Raw genomic sequence first — 16281 nt, 5'->3', positions numbered from 1 at the left:
AGTACGTCGCGGATTGAAGCCGGCGCGGGTGAGCCGAAGAAGTGGATGGCACCTAGCTTGCTCTCATTTCTCGCCGTGGAATCCGGCATGAGGCAGCAGAAGTATCTTGTTGATTTTCTTCGGCTTGTTCTAGTGTAAGCTTATTGGCTTGCGCGAGAACTACAGATGCAGCTTTTCACAATCTCATTCGATGTGCCGGATGCTTATCTCGATTTCGATACCTTTCTCGAGTCTGCAAGAGCGGCACAGCGAACAGCCTTCGCGCTTAATCGCGAGATCTTCGAAGACGCGCTACTAATAGAGTTCATAGTCAAGGCGCCCGAAGCAGGGAGTCTAAAACAAGTCCTCGGGATAATCGTCCACAGCGGCAAAGTGGCAGGTGTGGCCCTAGGAACTATGGCTGTAATCTTAGCGATTCTTGATAGCGAGACGCTTCAAGACGTGTCTGAGGAACTCACTGGAAAAGATCCCTCGGATCATATAATCGACGGCCTTCGGAATTTACAGTCTCGGATCGAGAGGGCCACGAGCGACGGAGTGGGCGAAGCGATCTTTGAGTCTGAGGAGGAAGCGCACCGCATCGTCGAAGATCTTCTATGTCGCGCCACCGCAAGTGCCCTTGGCTCTGAAAGGAATTCTATAGATAGACTTCCGCTTCCACCGTCCACCTTGTTCGAGATTGCAAGCTCGCAAAGCAAGTTGTTCCGCGCTTGTCTTGATGACAGCCGTGTGAAAGCGGTTGAATTCGAGGGGACTGGCATCCCTCCAATTCGAAGGGGAGATTTCGCGGAGCGAGCCGTGCCACCGACTAGGCTCGAAGAGGAGCCTGAAGGGGAGTGGATCGTTCGCATTGAAAAGGTGATAGTTACTTCTCCAAACTTTGACGCAAACGATCAAATCTATAGGCGTTGGAAGGGGAGAAACTCGGAAGGATCAGTGCGACTGTTTACTGTAGACGACGAGGATTTCTGGTTGCGCATTCGAAAGGAGGAATTTGCTTTTCGTGACGAGACAGAGTTACTGGTTCAATTTGCTGTCCGGCTTGAAGGTCGGCGTATGCGATTCCATGCCGTTCGAGTCTTGGAAGTGGAGGGAATTCGACTGGCTGATCCTCTGGATGATGAGGCATTAAAAGCTATGCTGGGTTCTTTCGAAAAGCGCTGGCCAGGCCCGTCTGAACCCGACCTTTTCGACATTTCTTGAAGCGAGCTATACATCCAGCTCTTCCACGAACTTCGCGTTCTGCTGGATGTATTCAAACCGTAGTTCCGGTTTCTTTCCCATCAAGCGCTCGACGAGGTCGGCGGTTTCGCCGGCGCTTTCCTCGGTCTCGTGGATCGAGACCTGGATCAGCTTGCGGGTGGCGGGGTTCATGGTGGTGTCCTTGAGGTCCTTGGCGTCCATCTCGCCCAGGCCCTTGAAGCGGGAGACGTCGATCTTGCCCTTGCCGCCGAGGCCCTGGGCCATCAGGCGTTCCTTTTCCGGCTCGTCGGTGGCGTAGACGCGGGTGGCGCCTTGCGTCAGGCGGAAGAGGGGCGGGCAGGCGAGGTAGAGGTGGCCGCGGTCAATGAGCGGCCGCATCTGGGTGAAGAAGAAGGTCATCAGGAGCGAGGCGATGTGGGCGCCGTCGACGTCGGCGTCGGTCATGATGATGACCTTGTCGTAGCGCAGGTCCTCGACGTTGAAGCGGGTGCCCATGCCGGTGCCGAGCGCCTGGCAGAGGTCGGCGATCTCCTGGTTGGAGCCGAGCTTGGACGAGGCGGCGCCGAGGACGTTGAGGATCTTGCCGCGGAGGGGGAGGAGGGCCTGAGTCTTGCGGTCGCGCGCCATCTTGGCGGAGCCGCCGGCCGAGTCGCCCTCCACGATGAAGAGCTCGGTGCCCGCGCGGTTCGAGGCGGTGCAGTCGACGAGCTTGCCGGGGAGGCGGAGCTTGCGGGTGGCGGACTTGCGCGCGGTCTCCTTTTCCTGGCGGCGGCGGAGGCGCTCCTCGGCACGGAGGATGAGGTGGTCGAGGATGGCGCCGGCGGACCTGGTGTCGGCGGCGAGCCAGTGGTCGAAGTGGTCGCGTACGGCGCCCTCGACGAGGCGCTGCGCCTCGGTGGTGGCGAGGCGGTCCTTGGTCTGGCCGACGAACTCCGGCTCGGAGATGAAGCAGGAGACGAGGGCGCAGCCGCCGGCTGTCAGGTCCTCGCGCGTGATCTGGGCGGCCTTGCGCTGGCTGGTGAGCTCGCCGTAGGCGCGGATGCCCTTGAGGATGGCGGACCAGAAGCCGGCCTCGTGGGTGCCGCCCTCGGGCGTGGGGACGGTGTTGCAGTAGGACTGGATGAAGCCGTCGCGGGCGGGGGTCCAGTTGATGGCCCATTCGACGGAGCCGGGGACGCCGTACTTCTCGGGGAAGCCGACGCGGCCCGCGAAGGGGCGCTCGGCGTAGGTGGCGGCGCCGGCGAGGGTCTCGCCGAGGTAGTCGGCGAGGCCGCCGGGGAAGTGGAAGGTGGCCTCCTGCGGGGTCTCACCGTCGTCCTGGACGGACTTCCAGCGGATCTCGACGCCCGAGAAGAGGTAGGCCTTGGAGCGGGCCATCTTGAAGAGACGGGCGGGCTTGAGGGCGAGGGGGCCGAAGATCTGCTCGTCGGGGTGGAAGGTGACGGTGGTGCCGCGGCGGTTCGGGGCCTGCCCGACCTCGGCCACGGGGCCCTGGGGCAGGCCGCGGGAGAACTCCTGCGCGTAGAGGGTGCGGTTGCGAGCGACCTCGACGCGGAGGTGGTCGGAGAGGGCGTTGACGACGCTGACGCCGACGCCGTGGAGGCCGCCGGAGGTCTGGTAGGCCTTGCCGGAGAACTTGCCGCCGGCGTGGAGGGTGCAGAGGATGACCTCGAGCGCGGACTTGCCGGGGAACTTGGGGTGCGGGTCGATCGGGATGCCGCGGCCGTTGTCGCGGACGGTGACGGAGCCGTCGGCGTGGAGCTCGACCTCGATCCGGTTGGCGTGGCCGGCGACGGCCTCGTCCATGGCGTTGTCGAGCACCTCGGCGACGAGGTGGTGCAGCGCGCGCTCGTCGGTGCCGCCGATATACATGCCGGGGCGCTTGCGGACGGGCTCCAGCCCTTCGAGGACCTCGATGGAGGATGCGTCGTAGGCGGCGTCCTGTGCGCCGCTGAGTAGGTCGTCGGCCATGACTGCTCGCTCTCGTTGATTGGCGGGCATCATGTCAGGTGCCGGCGGGACGGGCAACGTCATGCGCCGGATGCGTGCATTGGAGGCGGTTCGCGAGCCCCTCGGGCGAGAATTGCGGATTTTCCGGTAGTTGACAGCAGATTGGCTTGATTGCGCGGCCAGAGCGCGCATCTTTCAGGGCACGGCGGGGCGAGTCCCTCGCGAGACGCGGGAGAGTACCATGGCAAAGGTCGCGGGAACGCTGGCAGTGGTTCTGGCGGTGGGGCTGGCGGCTCCGGCATGGGCCGCGGGACCGTTCGAACCTGCGCCCGATCCGGTCGTGTCCGCGCCTGCGCCGGCGCCAGCGCCGGTTATAGTTAACACCGACTGGAGCGGTCCGTACTTCGGGGCGCAGCTTGGCTGGGGCCGGGCGGAAGCCGACGGCGACGAAGGTGACGGGCTGATCGGCGGGCTGACCGGCGGCTACCGGCAGGACCTCGGCCGCTTCGTGCTGGGCGGAGAGTTGCAGTACGACTGGGCCGACATCGACCTCGAGGACGATGCGGGCCAGCTCGACGACGTGTTCCGGGTCAAGGGCATCGCCGGGTACGATGCCGGGCGGGCGCTGATCTACGGCTCGGCCGGATGGGCGCGTGCTTCGGGCGAGGTTGCGGGCGACAGCGCCGAGGACCACGGCTGGCTGCTGGGCGCGGGCGTCGACTACCTGGTGCGCGACAACGTCGCGGTGGGCGGCGAGGTCACGCACCACAGCTTCGACGACTTCGACGACAGCGGCACCGACATCGACGCGACCACGCTGAACGCACGGGTGACGTTCCGCTTCTGACGGCCGCGCGCCGACACTCCTGGCCCGCCACCTCTCGACCTGACCAACCTGTTGGCCTCGTGCGCCGGGGCGCGCTACGTCGCGTGCCATCGGCAAGCAGGGGGAGGCCACATGAAGATTCTGTTCACCGGCGGCAGCGGCAAGGCTGGCCGGCACGTCATCCCCTACCTGCGGATGCAGGGGCACCATGTGGTGAACCTGGACCTGGTCCCGCTGGGGCAGGAGGGGGTGGTGGACCTGAAGACCGACATTACCGACGCGGGTCAGGTGGCGGGCGCATTCGCGAGCCGGGTGGACCTGACGACGCTGGACGAGGGGGGCGGCGGTGGCGGCTATGACGCGGTGGTGCATTTCGCGGCGGTGCCGCGGATCGGTCTGGTGCCGGACGTCGAGTGCTACCGCGTCAACGTGCTGGGCACCTACAACGTAATCGAGGCGGCGCTGCGGGCAGGCATCCGCAAGATCGTCATCGCCTCGTCGGAGACGACCTACGGCATCTGCTTTGCCGAGGGGCGGATGCAGCCCGACTACCTGCCGATCGACGAGGACCATCCGACGGTGCCGCACGACAGCTATGCGATGTCGAAGGTGGTGAACGAGGCGACGGCCCGCAGCTTCCAGGCGCGGTCGGGCGCGGACATCTATGCGCTGCGGATCAACAACGTGATCGAACCGCATGAATATGCGCGGGACTTTCCGGACTATTTTGCCGAGCCCGACATCCGCCGGCGCAACATCTTCGCCTACATCGACGCGCGCGACCTCGGCCAAATCGTGGACCTCTGCCTAAAGGCGGAGGGTGTCGGTTACCGCGTCTTCAATGCGGCCAACGACGCGCCGTCGGTGCATCTGCCGACGGCGGAGATCGTGGAGCGGTGGTATTCAGGCGTTCCGGTGCGGCGCGAGCTGGGGCGGTTCGAGACGCTCTATTCCAACGCGCGCATCCGGAAGGAGCTGGGATTTGCCGAGCGGCATCCCTGGTGGCGCGAGGTCGCCGACCCGCTGGGCGAGCGCGGTCAGGCAAGCGAGTAGCTGGCGCACCAGCGGCGCAGGCAGTCGAGGAAGCCGCGCTTGTCCTGCGGCGGGTCGAACGCCGGCAGCAGGCGCAGGATCGGCCGGTAGCGGTCGAAACAGGGGCCACGCTCGGCGGCCTCGGCGAAGGTGCGCAGGCTGGCGGGAATGCGCAGCGCCTCGTCCGAGGCGGAATAGAAGAGCGCGAAGGGCGAGGCGCGGAGCGACGAGCAAAGCTGCGTGAGCTGCGGCGCGAGGGTGTCGAACGAGGCCGGCTCGACCGGGTCGTAGACCTGGGTCAGCACGGCGAAGGCGCGGCCCTGCACCACGGTCTGCGTCGTGCTGAGGATGAAGCTGACCGACAGCGTCAGGATCACCATGCCGTTCACGCCCGGCAGCACGCCCAGCACGTACCAGGGCGTCGAGCCCGGCTCCGTGATGCCGGCGCCGAGGGTCGAGAGCTGGTGCCCGACGTGGCCGTAGACGTCCCACCAGCCGAGCGGGCGGGCGGCGTCGCTGCTGACGGTGACGGCGTCGGGAAAGGCTGCGAAGACGAGCGTCCAGCCGAGCGAGACGCCTGCGATCCAGAACGCCGCGAGCGAGGCCATGACGAGCGGGCCGGAGAGCCTGTGCAGCGGCCCGGAGCCGGTCGCGCGGGCGACGAGGCGGAGCGCGCCGAAGACGCCCCGCGTGACCCGGAGCGAGACCAGCGAATGGTCCTGCGATCCGATCGCGGTGAAGAGGAAGTCGATGTTGATGCCGGCGAGAAGCAGGAGCCCGGCGACGAGAGTTAGCCAATCCATGCGGCGCTACCTGTCCTTCCGGGCGGCGGTGGCAAGCGCGGGAACCACTACTTGCCGTGCCAGAGGGGCGGGCGTAAGCGGGCGCGATGACAGAGTTGGCCGGAGCGCGGGTGCGGGACGAAAGCGTGTGGCGTCACGCCGCGGACACGCTCTGGCTCGGCCTGCCGCTGATCGGCAGTCACCTGGCGCAGTTCACGGTCAGCATCGTCGATACGGTCATGCTGGGCTGGTACGGGATCGAAGCGCTGGCGGCCGTGGTCGTGGGCTCGTCGTTCTTCTTCCTGCTGCTCATCATGGGCTCGGGGTTCGCCTGGGCGGTGATGCCGCTGGTCTCGGCCGAGGCCGCGGCGGGCGCGGATGCGCAGGTGCGCCGGGTCACGCGGATGGGGATCTGGCTGTCGATCCTTTTCGCGATGCTGGCGCTGCCGGCGATGCTGTGGGGCGAGCCGATCCTGCTGGCGCTGGGGCAGAGCGCGCAGGTCTCGGCGGATGCGGGGCTCTATCTGGCGATCATGTGGCTGGGACTGCCGCCGGCGCTGGCGGCGAACACGCTCAAGAGCTATCTCGCGGCGCTCGGACGGACCGGCGTCGTGCTGGTCGTGACGGTGGTGGCTGCAATCTTCAACGGCTTGCTCAACTGGGCGCTGATCTTCGGCAACTGGGGCGCGCCGGAGCTGGGGCTGACGGGTGCGGCCTGGGCCTCGGTCCTCGCGCAGTGGGCGACGCTGGTGGTGATCGGGCTCTACGTGCGGCAGGCGATGCCGCAGCACGCGATGTTCCAGCGCTTCTGGCGGCCGGACTGGGAGGCGTTCTTCCGCGTCCTGCGCCTCGGCTGGCCCATCGGGATCACCGCACTGGCGGAGGTGGGCCTCTTCTCAGCCTCGGCGCTGATGATGGGCTGGATCGGGACGATCGAGTTGGCGGCGCACGGAATCGCGATCCAGATCGCGTCGGTGACGTTCCTCTTCCATCTGGGCCTCTCGAACGCGGCGACTATCCGGGCGGGGGCGGCGCTGGGGCGGGACGATCCCGAGGGGCTGCGGCGCGGGGCGCTGGCGGCGGCGGGGCTGTCGGCGGTATGGGCGCTGGCGACGGTGGTCCTGTTCCTGACGGTGCCGGGGTTCCTGATCGCGCTGTTCCTCGACCCGGCGGACGCGGCGCTGCCCGCGGTGCTGGCGGTCGGGGTGACGCTGCTGGCGCTTGCGGCGCTGTTCCAGCTCGCGGACGCGGCGCAGGTGATGGCGCTGGGGCTCTTGCGCGGCATTCAGGACACGCGGGTGCCGATGATCCACGCCGCAGTCGGCTACTGGCTGATCGGGATGAGCGCGAGCTACGTGCTGGCGTTTCCCATGGAGATGGGCGCGCCGGGGATCTGGCTGGGGCTGGTGCTGGGGCTGACCGTGGCGGGGGTGCTGCTCTCCACGCGCTTCTGGCGGCTGGCGGTGCGGCGCCGTCCGGTCGGGCCGGCGCCTAGCTGAGGCGAGCGCAGAACTCCGTGATGCGGCGGCACGCCTCCACGAGCGTCTCGTCCGAGGTGGCGTAGCTGATGCGGAAGGCGGGCGAGAGGCCGAAGGCGGCGCCGAACACCACCGCGACGCCGGCCTCGTCGAGGAGCGCCGTCGTGAACGCCTCGTCATTGTCGATGCGGGTGCCGCCGGCGCTGGTCTTGCCGATGAGGTTGCGGATCGTCGGATACACGTAGAACGCGCCCTGCGGCACCGGGCACTCGACGCCGGGCGCCTCGTTCAGAAGGCCGACGACAAGGTCGCGGCGGCGGGCGAAGGCGGCGTTGCTCTCGGCGATGAAGTCCTGCGGGCCGTCCAGCGCCTCGACGGCAGCCCACTGAGAGATGGTGCAGGGGCTGGTGGTGGACTGCGACTGGACCTTGCGGATGGCTGCGATCAGCGCCTCGGGGCCCGCGCCGTAGCCGATGCGCCAGCCGGTCATGGCGTAGGACTTCGACACGCCGTTCATGGTGAGCGTGCGATCCATCAGCCGCGGCTCGACCGCCGCGATGGTGGCGAAGCGGAAGCCGTCGTAGACGAGGTGCTCGTAGATGTCGTCGGTCAGCACCCAGACATGGGGGTGCTTCATCAGCACCTCGGCGAGGCCGGCGAGATCGTCGCGCGAGTAGGCGGCGCCGCTCGGGTTCGACGGCGAGTTGAGGATCAGCCACTTGGTGCGCGGGTTGATGGCTGCGTCGAGCTGGGCGGGTGTGATCTTGAAGCCCTGCTCGACCCCCGCCTCGACGATTACCGGCGTGCCGCCGGCGAGGAGCGTCATGTCGGGGTAGCTGACCCAGTAGGGAGCGGGGATGACGACCTCGTCGCCCGGATTGAGGGTCGCCATCAGCGCGTTGTAGAGCACGTGTTTGCCGCCACTGCCGACAGTGACTTGCGAAGGCCGGTAGTCGAGCCCGTTCTCGCGCGCGAACTTGTCGCAGATGGCCCGCTTCAGCTCGGGGATGCCGTCGACGACGGTGTACTTCGTGTGCCCTTCGTCGATGGCGCGCTTGGCGGCATCCTTGATGTGCTGCGGGGTGTCGAAGTCGGGCTCGCCGGCGCCGAGGCCGATGACGTCGCGCCCCTCGGCCCGAAGCTCGAGTGCGCGGCTCGCCGCGGCGACGGTCGGCGAGGGCTTCACCCGCGCAAGGGTGTCGGAGAGGAATGCCATCGCGTCGGGCTCCGGTTTGCGTGCAGACGTGCCTTGGCCTAGGGTGCCGGGCAACGGGGATCAAGGCGAAAGAGGAGCGATGCCTGAGGGAGATGGCGAACTGCCGGAGGTGGCCCCGGCGACGTTTGGCGGCAGGGTGACGGCGGGCCGCGAGGCGCTGGGAATGACGCAGCAGGAGCTGGCCCGGCGGCTGGGCGTGCGGCCCGAGACGCTGCGCGCGTGGGAGGGGGATCGCGCCGAACCACGCGCCAACCGTTTGCAGATGCTGTCGGGGCTGCTCGGCATATCGATGCGCTGGCTCTTGACCGGCGAGGGCGCGGGACCGGCCGGACCGGCGGGCCCGGAGACGGTGCAGGCGGTGCTGTCGGAACTCCGCGGCGTCCGCGTGGATCTCGAGCAGGCGGGCGAACGGATCGCGGCGCTGGAGCGGCGCCTGCGGGACATGCCGGCGTGACGGACGAGGATCGGCTGCGCCGTCTGAGAATGCGCTCCTGGCGCCGCGGGATCAAGGAGATGGACCTGATCCTCGGCCGCTTCGCCGATGCGCGACTGGCGGCGATGTCGGGCGAGGAGCTCGACGGCTACGAGGCGCTCCTGTCGGAGAACGACCACGACCTCTACGCGTGGATCGCGGGGCGTGCGCCTGCGCCGGAGCACCTCGCCCCGCTCGTCGGCCGCATCGCCGAGGAGGCGGGGGCGCGCCAGGGCTGACCCCGTGGTGTCGTGGCGGGGAGGCTCCCGCCCGTCATCGCGCCTCGCGGCGCTCTTCCCGTTGGGCCGGGCGCGCCGCTGGCGCGGCGCGCGGTGGCGCGGTTGTTGGTGCCGCGGCTGAGCTCGAGCTGGATCGGCGCACCTTTTAACGGATTTTTCGGGCTTTCCGCAGAATGTCCCCGCGGGACGAATACACGCGGAGAGCTCCAATGACCATCCACTCACAGCTGAGCGACGCGCGCGAGCGTGGGTTCATGGACGAGTATCTCGACTGCCTTGCGCTGGTCGAGCGGCTGCACCGCCTGCTGCTCGATGTCATCAAGGACGAGTTCGAGCGGCTCGGCGTGCTGGAGATCAACGCGGTCCAGGCGCTCCTGCTGTTCAACATCGGCGACAACGAGGTGACGGCGGGCGAGCTCAAGACCCGCGGCTACTACCAGGGCTCGAACGTCAGCTATAACCTCAAGAAGCTCGTCGAGATGGGGTACATGCACCACCAGCGCTGCGAGATCGACCGCCGTTCGGTCCGGGTGCGGCTGACGCCGAAGGGCCGGCGTATCCACGAGGCAGTATCAGCGCTCTTCGAGCGGCACGCAGACGGTCTGCAGGCGCGCGGTGTGGTCGACGGGTTGACGATCAACGAGCTGACCGAGACGCTGCGCCGGGTCGAGCGCTACTGGACCGAGCAGATCCGCTACATCTACTGAGCCGAGGCGAGCCGAGGGATCGGGAGCGAGCTGGCGAAGAGTCCCGCCGTGAGTTCCCGAAGGAGCTTGCGCTTCATCGCCTCGGCATAATCCTCGTACCCGCTGGCAGTCTCGACGAAGGCGTCCGCGCCGCGGATGACCTCGGCCTCGAGATAGGCGACGAGCTCGGGAAGACCGGGGATTCCTCCGGTCGCGGCGCTCGTCAGTCCCACGGCGAGCGCGTTGACCGTCAGCCCCGCAGTGGCGCCCGAGAGGTGCACCTGCCGCGGCGACGGCCAGTCGTTGTTCTTCCCGTCGCTCGAGATGTCCACCACGTGCCGCCAGCAGGCGGGGCCGTCGGCGAGCTGGGCCGCCGCTACCTCCAGCGCGGCGCCGAGGCCGGTGGCCTCAGGGGCGGATATCCGTTGCCAGCCGCGCAGTCGGCCGATGGCCGCGTCGAGTGCGGGGCCATCGATCGTGGTGCGGTCGATGATCTGGCGCTGGAACGCCGCCCCCGACCATTCGAATACCGCGAGGTCCACCGGCGCGTCGGACAGGGCCAGGATGGCGCTGCGCACCTCCGGATCCGCGAGAGCCTCGGCGAGGCCGTCGAGCTGCAGCCGGTACTCCCGGGCATCGACCGAGCCCGACACGTCGAGCGCCAGGATGAGCGCCAGCCGGCAGGCCGCCGCCGGACCGCCGGCGCCCACGGCCACGGCGAGAGCCGCCAGCCCCCACAGCCTCTTTGCTCCCTGAAATATCCCGGGGGAGTTGCCGGAGGCGACGGGGGCAGCGCCCCCTCCCTCGCCCGTCACCAGTGCCCGGTGTTCTCCATGCTCTTCCACGGCTCGGCCGGCTCCAGCGGGTCGCCCATCTGCAGCAGCTCCACCGACACGTTGTCGGGGCTGCGGACGAAGGCCATGTGGCCGTCGCGCGGCGGGCGGTTGATGGTCACGCCGTTGTCCATCAGATGCTGGCACATCTCGTGGATGTTCTCCACCCGGTAGGCGAGGTGGCCGAAGTGGCGGCTGTCGGACGGCAGCCCCTCGTCGCCGTCCCAATTGTACGTAAGCTCCACGTCGGCGCGGCCGTCCTCCTGGCCGGGCGGGCACATGAAGATGAGCGAGAAGCGGCCCTTGTCGTTGTCGACCCGCCGCCGCTCCTTGAGGCCCAGCAGCTCGTAGAACGCCATGGACTTCTCGAGGTCCTTCACGCGGACCATGGTGTGCAGGTATTCGATCTTCATTCGTGCGGCTCCCTTTTCTTCGCCGCGTGACCTAGCGCAGGTGGGGGCGAGGGGAAACCGCGTTGGCCCGCACACGTCGCGGACCTCTTATCCCCAAGCGAATGACCTCCAGCGCTTGACGGCACCACATCTTGTGGGCGACCATCGGGGCTCCACTAGGAGGCGCGAGATGACCGACATGACCGATACGCCAGCGACACCCGACGAGGAAGCCGCCCGCCTCCGCGAGACGCCGCACCAGACCCTGCGCGCCACGGCGCCGGGGATGGAGGCGCACCTGCACATGCCGATCCCGGTGCTCGACCACGGCTTCGTCCGGGTGGTGGACTACATGGGCGACGATGCCGCCGTGGTGCAGGCGGCGCGGGTCAGCTACGGCGCCGGCACAAAGGCCGTCTCGAACGACGAGGGGCTGATCCGCTACCTCATGCGCCACTGGCACTCGACCCCGTTCGAGATGGCGGAGATCAAGCTGCACGTGAAGCTGCCGATCTTCGTCGCCCGCCAGTGGATCCGCCACCGCACCGCCAACGTCAACGAGATCTCCGCCCGCTACTCGATCCTCGACCGCGAGTTCTACCTGCCCGACGCCTCGGCCCTCGCGCAGCAGTCCGCCGTCAACAACCAGGGCCGTGGCGAGCCGCTTTCCGAGGCCGACGCCGCCCGCGTCCTCGACCTGCTGCGGGACGAGGCCACCCGCACCTACGCCACCTACGAGAGCCTGCTGGGGGAGGACACCGGGCTGGCCCGCGAGCTGGCCCGCATGGTCCTGCCCGCCAACGTCTACACGCAGTGGTACTGGAAGACCGACCTGCACAACCTCTTCCACTTCCTGCGCCTGCGCGCCGACCCCCACGCTCAGATGGAGATCCGCGCCTACGCCGACGCCATCGCCGCCGTCGTGGCCGACTGGGTGCCGCTCTCCTGGCGCGCCTTCCAGGACTACCGGATGGGCGGCGCCCACCTGTCGGCGCAGATGCTTGACTGCGTGCGGCGGATGCTGGCGGGCGAGGAGGTCACGCAGGAGACGAGCGGGATGAGCGGGAGGGAGTGGCGGGAGTTTCGGGAGGTGGTTGATGAGTGTTTCTAGCGGTTTTAATGGTCTAGTTCGGAGTCTTCGGGCCACCGAAATAGAACTTCAGGAAGCTACCCTAAGAAAGGAAGCCATCCTGAGTCGTCTGCAGAAGGATTTCGGCACTACAGAGTTGGTGCGGAGTGGGTCGTTTGGTCATGGAACAAGTCTTCCGATTCACTCTGACATTGATTATTTCGCGGTAACTCCCCGCGAGAAGCTCAAAAGAGACTCGAACTCCTCCCTGCAGGGCTTCCGTTCCTCGCTACTCACAAGGTTTCCAACAACGAGCATTGTTGTACGGTCTCCTGCTGTTGTCGTGCCTTTCGCGAGTAGTGGCGTGCGGAACCATGAGATCGTTCCAGCCGACTACATAGAGTCGCGCAGCGGCTACCGCGTGTTTGACATCCCGGACCGAAGTGGTGGCTGGATGCGAGCTGCACCCACCGGTCACAATGGCTGGGTGAATCGTCTCAACAACGGCTTGAATGGCCGCCTGAAGGAACTTATACGCCTCCTCAAGTGCTGGAATTACATTCGGTCTGTTGGTCTACGCTCCTTCTACATAGAGATAAGGACAGCTCGGTCCATGCGTGATGAAAAAGCAATAGTCTTTAGCATCGATTTCTTAACTGTGCTCAGGAAGATGTCGTCTTCGGAGCTCGCAGTCTGCCGCGACCCCATAGGTGTGACCTCGAACATCTATCCATGCAGCGAGGCAGCAAAGGCATCGGCGCTAAGCAAGATAAGAAGCTCAATCTCATATGCTGAGAAGGCTCGCTCATACGAGAGTGAAGGCCGCGAGACGATGGCAGTGCAGTACTGGGATAATGTCTTCAACGGGCAGTTTTCGCGTCATGCAACCTGATGGTTTTCCAACCTCCGCTTTTGTGCGCGAGGCGAGTCGCATCGAGGAGGATGTTCTGTACTCTGAGAAAGCGAACTTTCAGGTTGCGACGCTGTGGCAATGGTCAAACTTCGTTCTGGGGTTAGCAAGCGCACTATCTGCCGCACTTACTGGCTTGTCGTCCACGGGAGCGATCTTTCCTGAGAGTACTCACAGGTTCGCTGTCGCAACTGCCGTACTAACGGTTCTCCTGACGTTCTTGGAGCCGGCCCGACAGGCTTCTCTGAGGCATCTAGCCGGAACCAGCTTTGCGGCACTTCGATCGCGGGCTCGTAGATTTCGAGAAATTGACGTGTTTTCTTCAGCTTCAGAACAAGCCTTGCGAGAGAAGCTTGAGATATTATCGGAAGAGAAAGCGCGCCTGATCGCAAGCACTCCGCATACTGGCGGACTGCCGTACTGGCTGTCATCTCGTTCCATAAAACGCGAACAACACCGGAACAAGGGTGACAAGGCTATCGCGTAACATTTATGCTGCTTGTCCCGCTCGCCCCTTGGCCCGGGCGACCAGCCCGGGCCGCGCCCGACCCTCCCCCCGGGAGGGCGCGTGGCGACGTCGCCCGCCGCCCCGCCGTCGTCCGGGGCTTTCGAGATAAACTGCTGACCACAACCGCCGCGCCGCGCCCACCCAGGCTCGGGCGCGTCCCTCTGCGCCTAAGTCCGCTGTCAGAGCGCAAAAAAAAGGCCCCGGCGGGTGGGCCGGGGCCTTGGAAGGGTCGGCGAAGGCGTCAGAGGGCCTTGAGGTCGCCGGCGCTCTGGCGGCCGTCGCGGCCCTCGGTCATGGTGAAGGACACCTTCTGGTTGTCGGCGAGGCCGGTCATGCCGGCGCGCTCGACGGCCGAGATGTGGACGAAGATGTCCTTGCCCCCGTCATCGGGAGCGATGAAGCCGTAGCCCTTGGTCGTGTTGAACCATTTTACGGTGCCGGTAGGCATTGCCGTTTCTCCTCTTCGTTGTCCGCCGCGACATGCGGTCGGTCGTGCAGCCTGTATTCCTGTCGTCCGGCTGCCCCACGAAGAGGGAGCGGTCTTGGAAGTCGGTCGCAGGGGCAGGGTGTCCCCACTTGCGCCAAAAATCAACGATTCCTCGCAACGGGCGGGCGAGTCGGCGCGAGAAGCCACCCGCGCCGCCCTGGGGTCGACGTTCAGCGGCACAGGTCGGGCGGCACCGACTCGGCCGCGAGCTCGGTCACGGCGACGTCGAGCGGCAGGGTCTGCGTCTGCTTCTCCCCCAGCCGGCGGAGGTTGACCGAGCCCTCGGCGACCTCGCGCTGGCCCACGGCGAGAATGACGGGGACCTTGCCGACGGAATGCTCGCGGACCTTGTAGTTGATCTTCTCGTTCCGCACGTCCGCCTCGGCCCGCAGGCCCGCCTTGCGCAGCCGCGCCACGACCTCGTGCGCGTAGTCGTCGGCGTCCGAGACGATGGTGGCGACGACGACCTGCCGCGGCATCAGCCAGAAGGGCAGGCGGCCGGCGTAGTTCTCGATCAGGATGCCGATGAAGCGCTCGAAGCTGCCGAGGATGGCGCGGTGCAGCATGTAGGGCCGGTGCTTGGCCCCGTCCTGGCCGATGTACTCGGCGTCGAGTCGCTCGGGCAGGTTCGGGTCGACCTGGAAGGTGCCGAGCTGCCACTCGCGGCCGATGGCGTCGGTCAGCTTGAAGTCGAGCTTGGGCCCGTAGAACGCACCCTCGCCGGGGTCGATCTCGTAGGCGTTGCCGGTCTGCTTGATGGCGTTCTCGAGCGCGGCCTCGACGCGGTCCCAGCTCTCCTCGGAGCCGACGCGCTTCTCCGGCCGGGTGGAGAGCTTGATGTCGAAGCGCTCGAAGCCGAGGTCGCGGTAGACTGAGGCGAGGAGCTCGATGAACTTCGCGCACTCCTCCTCGATCTGCTCCTCGGTGCAGAAGATGTGGGCGTCGTCCTGGGTGAAGCCGCGGACCCGCATCAGGCCGTGGAGCGCGCCCGACGGCTCGTAGCGGTTGCACGAGCCGAACTCCGCCATGCGCAGCGGCAGGTCGCGGTAGGACTTGAGGCCCTGGTTGAACACCTGGACGTGGCAGGGGCAGTTCATCGGCTTCAGCGCGTTGATGCGCTTCTCGCGCGCGTGCTCCTCCTCGACCTCGACGATGAACATGTGCTCCTGGTAGTTCGCCCAGTGGCCCGATGCCTCCCAGAGCTTGCGGTCGACGACCTGGGGGGTGTTCACCTCGACATAGCCGCCCTCTGTCTGGCGGCGGCGCATGTAGTCCTGCAGCGTGGTGTAGATCTTCCAGCCGTTCGGGTGCCAGAATATCTGGCCCGGCGCCTCCTCCTGGAAGTGGAAGAGGTGCATCTCGCGTCCCAGCCGGCGGTGGTCGCGCTTCTCCGCCTCTTCGAGGAAGGTCAGGTGGTCCTTGAGGTCCTGGCGGTTGCGGAAGGCGACACCGTAGATGCGCTGGAGCTGCTGGCGGGTGCTGTCGCCGCGCCAGTAGGCGCCGGAGACGCGCATCAGCTTGAAGGCATCGGCGGGGACCTGGCCGGTATGCTGGAAGTGCGGGCCGCGGCAGAGGTCCTGCCAAGGGCCGTGCCAGTACATGCGGATCGGCTGGTCGCCGGGGATCGCCTCGATCAACTCGACCTTGTAGGGCTCGCCGTTCTGCTCGTAGTGGGAGATGGCGCGGGCGCGGTCCCAGACCTCGGTGCGGACCTCGTCGCGGGCGGCGATGATCTCCTTCATCCGCTTCTCGATGGCGCCGAGATCCTCGGGCGTGAAGGGCTCGGAGCGGTCGAAGTCGTAGTACCAGCCGTTCTCGATGACGGGACCGATGGTCACCTTAACGTCCGGCCAGAGCTCCTGAACGGCGCGAGCCATGATGTGGGCGGCGTCGTGGCGGATGAGCTCGAGCGCCTCGGCGTCGTCGGACATGGTCTTGATGTCGATGGCGCCGTCGCGGTCGATCGGCCAGGCGAGGTCCCAGTGGGCGCCGTCGACACGGGCCGAGATTGCCTTTTTGGCGAGCGAATTGGAGATCGACGCGGCGACTTCGCCCGCGGTCACCCCAGCGGGGTACTCGCGCGACGCGCCATCGGGAAATGTCAGGGAGATCTGGTCGGCCATGTCGGCTCCTCGTCGGTTCGGCGCCCACGGAACGCCCGGCTGCGGGTATGTCAGGCCGCGATGTGACCGCAGCGC

General features: G+C 66.7%; 17 protein-coding genes. 10 read left to right on the top strand and 7 right to left on the bottom strand.

The window, feature by feature from the left end:
- The first annotated feature begins 165 nt into the window (after positions 1 to 165).
- Positions 166 to 1203, top strand: a complete 1038-nt coding sequence (locus JM664_RS14805) for a hypothetical protein (protein ID WP_227420691.1) — start codon at positions 166 to 168, stop codon at positions 1201 to 1203.
- Positions 1204 to 1209: 6 nt separating this feature from the next.
- Here the strand turns inward: JM664_RS14805 and parE are convergent, their stop codons facing one another.
- Entirely contained in the window at positions 1210 to 3174 is a 1965-nt protein-coding gene (gene parE, locus JM664_RS14800) for a DNA topoisomerase IV subunit B (protein WP_227420690.1), read from the bottom strand.
- 220 nt (positions 3175 to 3394) lie between these two features.
- On the opposite strand from parE, the gene JM664_RS14795 reads away from it, so the two are divergent.
- Both JM664_RS14795 and JM664_RS14790 read left to right on the top strand, forming a co-directional pair.
- Positions 3395 to 4000: an outer membrane protein gene (locus JM664_RS14795; RefSeq protein ID WP_227420689.1), complete on the top strand. Its 606-nt coding sequence runs from the start codon at positions 3395 to 3397 to the stop codon at positions 3998 to 4000.
- Positions 4001 to 4111: 111 nt separating this feature from the next.
- Entirely contained in the window at positions 4112 to 5032 is a 921-nt protein-coding gene (locus JM664_RS14790; protein WP_227420688.1) for an NAD-dependent epimerase/dehydratase family protein, read from the top strand.
- Here the strand turns inward: JM664_RS14790 and JM664_RS14785 are convergent.
- A complete protein-coding gene (locus JM664_RS14785) occupies positions 5017 to 5814 on the bottom strand; it encodes a hypothetical protein (RefSeq protein WP_227420687.1) in 798 nt (265 codons plus the stop codon). The two genes, JM664_RS14790 and JM664_RS14785, sit on opposite strands and share 16 nt — an antisense overlap.
- Before the next feature lie 86 nt (positions 5815 to 5900).
- On the opposite strand from JM664_RS14785, the gene JM664_RS14780 reads away from it, so the two are divergent.
- A complete protein-coding gene (locus JM664_RS14780) occupies positions 5901 to 7292 on the top strand; it encodes an MATE family efflux transporter (protein WP_227420686.1) in 1392 nt (463 codons plus the stop codon).
- Here the strand turns inward: JM664_RS14780 and JM664_RS14775 are convergent.
- Complete coding sequence (locus JM664_RS14775; RefSeq protein WP_227420685.1) at positions 7285 to 8487, bottom strand: pyridoxal phosphate-dependent aminotransferase; 1203 nt, start codon at positions 8485 to 8487, stop codon at positions 7285 to 7287. The two genes, JM664_RS14780 and JM664_RS14775, sit on opposite strands and share 8 nt — an antisense overlap.
- A 79-nt stretch (positions 8488 to 8566) precedes the next feature.
- Here JM664_RS14775 and JM664_RS14770 point away from each other — a divergent pair, with 79 nt between their 5' ends.
- The 3 genes from JM664_RS14770 (at position 8567) to JM664_RS14760 (ending at position 9905) form a co-directional block, all read left to right on the top strand.
- The gene (locus tag JM664_RS14770; protein WP_227420684.1) at positions 8567 to 8941 is read left to right on the top strand and encodes a helix-turn-helix domain-containing protein; all 375 of its coding nucleotides are present in this window, start codon (positions 8567 to 8569) and stop codon (positions 8939 to 8941) included.
- Between the two features lie 29 nt (positions 8942 to 8970).
- Positions 8971 to 9198 carry an FAD assembly factor SdhE gene (locus JM664_RS14765; protein ID WP_227420748.1) on the top strand — a complete coding sequence of 76 codons (228 nt, stop codon included), beginning with the start codon at positions 8971 to 8973 and terminating at the stop codon, positions 9196 to 9198.
- A 209-nt stretch (positions 9199 to 9407) separates the two neighbouring features.
- Positions 9408 to 9905, top strand: coding sequence for a MarR family winged helix-turn-helix transcriptional regulator (locus tag JM664_RS14760; protein WP_227420683.1), 498 nt, complete (start codon positions 9408 to 9410; stop codon positions 9903 to 9905).
- Here JM664_RS14760 and JM664_RS14755 read toward each other — a convergent pair.
- Entirely contained in the window at positions 9899 to 10729 is an 831-nt protein-coding gene (locus tag JM664_RS14755) for a DUF1194 domain-containing protein (RefSeq protein WP_227420682.1), read from the bottom strand. The two genes, JM664_RS14760 and JM664_RS14755, sit on opposite strands and share 7 nt — an antisense overlap.
- Complete coding sequence (locus JM664_RS14750; protein WP_227420681.1) at positions 10696 to 11130, bottom strand: VOC family protein; 435 nt, start codon at positions 11128 to 11130, stop codon at positions 10696 to 10698. The genes JM664_RS14755 and JM664_RS14750 overlap by 34 nt, the downstream gene beginning before the upstream one ends.
- A gap of 169 nt (positions 11131 to 11299) precedes the next feature.
- On the opposite strand from JM664_RS14750, the gene thyX reads away from it, so the two are divergent.
- From thyX to JM664_RS19040, 3 genes are read left to right on the top strand one after another with little or no spacing between them, the layout of a single operon-like run.
- Positions 11300 to 12220, top strand: coding sequence for an FAD-dependent thymidylate synthase (gene thyX / locus JM664_RS14745; protein WP_227420680.1), 921 nt, complete (start codon positions 11300 to 11302; stop codon positions 12218 to 12220).
- Complete coding sequence (locus tag JM664_RS14740) at positions 12207 to 13070, top strand: SMODS domain-containing nucleotidyltransferase (RefSeq protein WP_227420679.1); 864 nt, start codon at positions 12207 to 12209, stop codon at positions 13068 to 13070. The genes thyX and JM664_RS14740 overlap by 14 nt, the downstream gene beginning before the upstream one ends.
- Positions 12967 to 13575 carry an SLATT domain-containing protein gene (locus tag JM664_RS19040; protein WP_406675807.1) on the top strand — a complete coding sequence of 203 codons (609 nt, stop codon included), beginning with the start codon at positions 12967 to 12969 and terminating at the stop codon, positions 13573 to 13575. Before JM664_RS14740 ends, JM664_RS19040 begins: the two co-directional genes overlap by 104 nt.
- Positions 13576 to 13837: 262 nt before the next feature.
- Here the strand turns inward: JM664_RS19040 and JM664_RS14730 are convergent, their stop codons facing one another.
- Positions 13838 to 14044: a cold-shock protein gene (locus JM664_RS14730; RefSeq protein WP_227420678.1), complete on the bottom strand. Its 207-nt coding sequence runs from the start codon at positions 14042 to 14044 to the stop codon at positions 13838 to 13840.
- 209 nt (positions 14045 to 14253) lie between these two features.
- A complete protein-coding gene (thrS, locus tag JM664_RS14725; RefSeq protein ID WP_227420677.1) occupies positions 14254 to 16206 on the bottom strand; it encodes a threonine--tRNA ligase in 1953 nt (650 codons plus the stop codon).
- Positions 16207 to 16281: the final 75 nt, after the last annotated feature.

Origin of the sequence: Roseitranquillus sediminis (assembly GCF_016918935.1) — a bacterium.
GTDB lineage: Bacteria > Pseudomonadota > Alphaproteobacteria > Rhodobacterales > Rhodobacteraceae > Roseitranquillus > Roseitranquillus sediminis.
The sequence above is the reverse complement of the archived record's forward strand: the minus strand, read 5'-3'. Positions and strand labels throughout refer to the sequence as shown.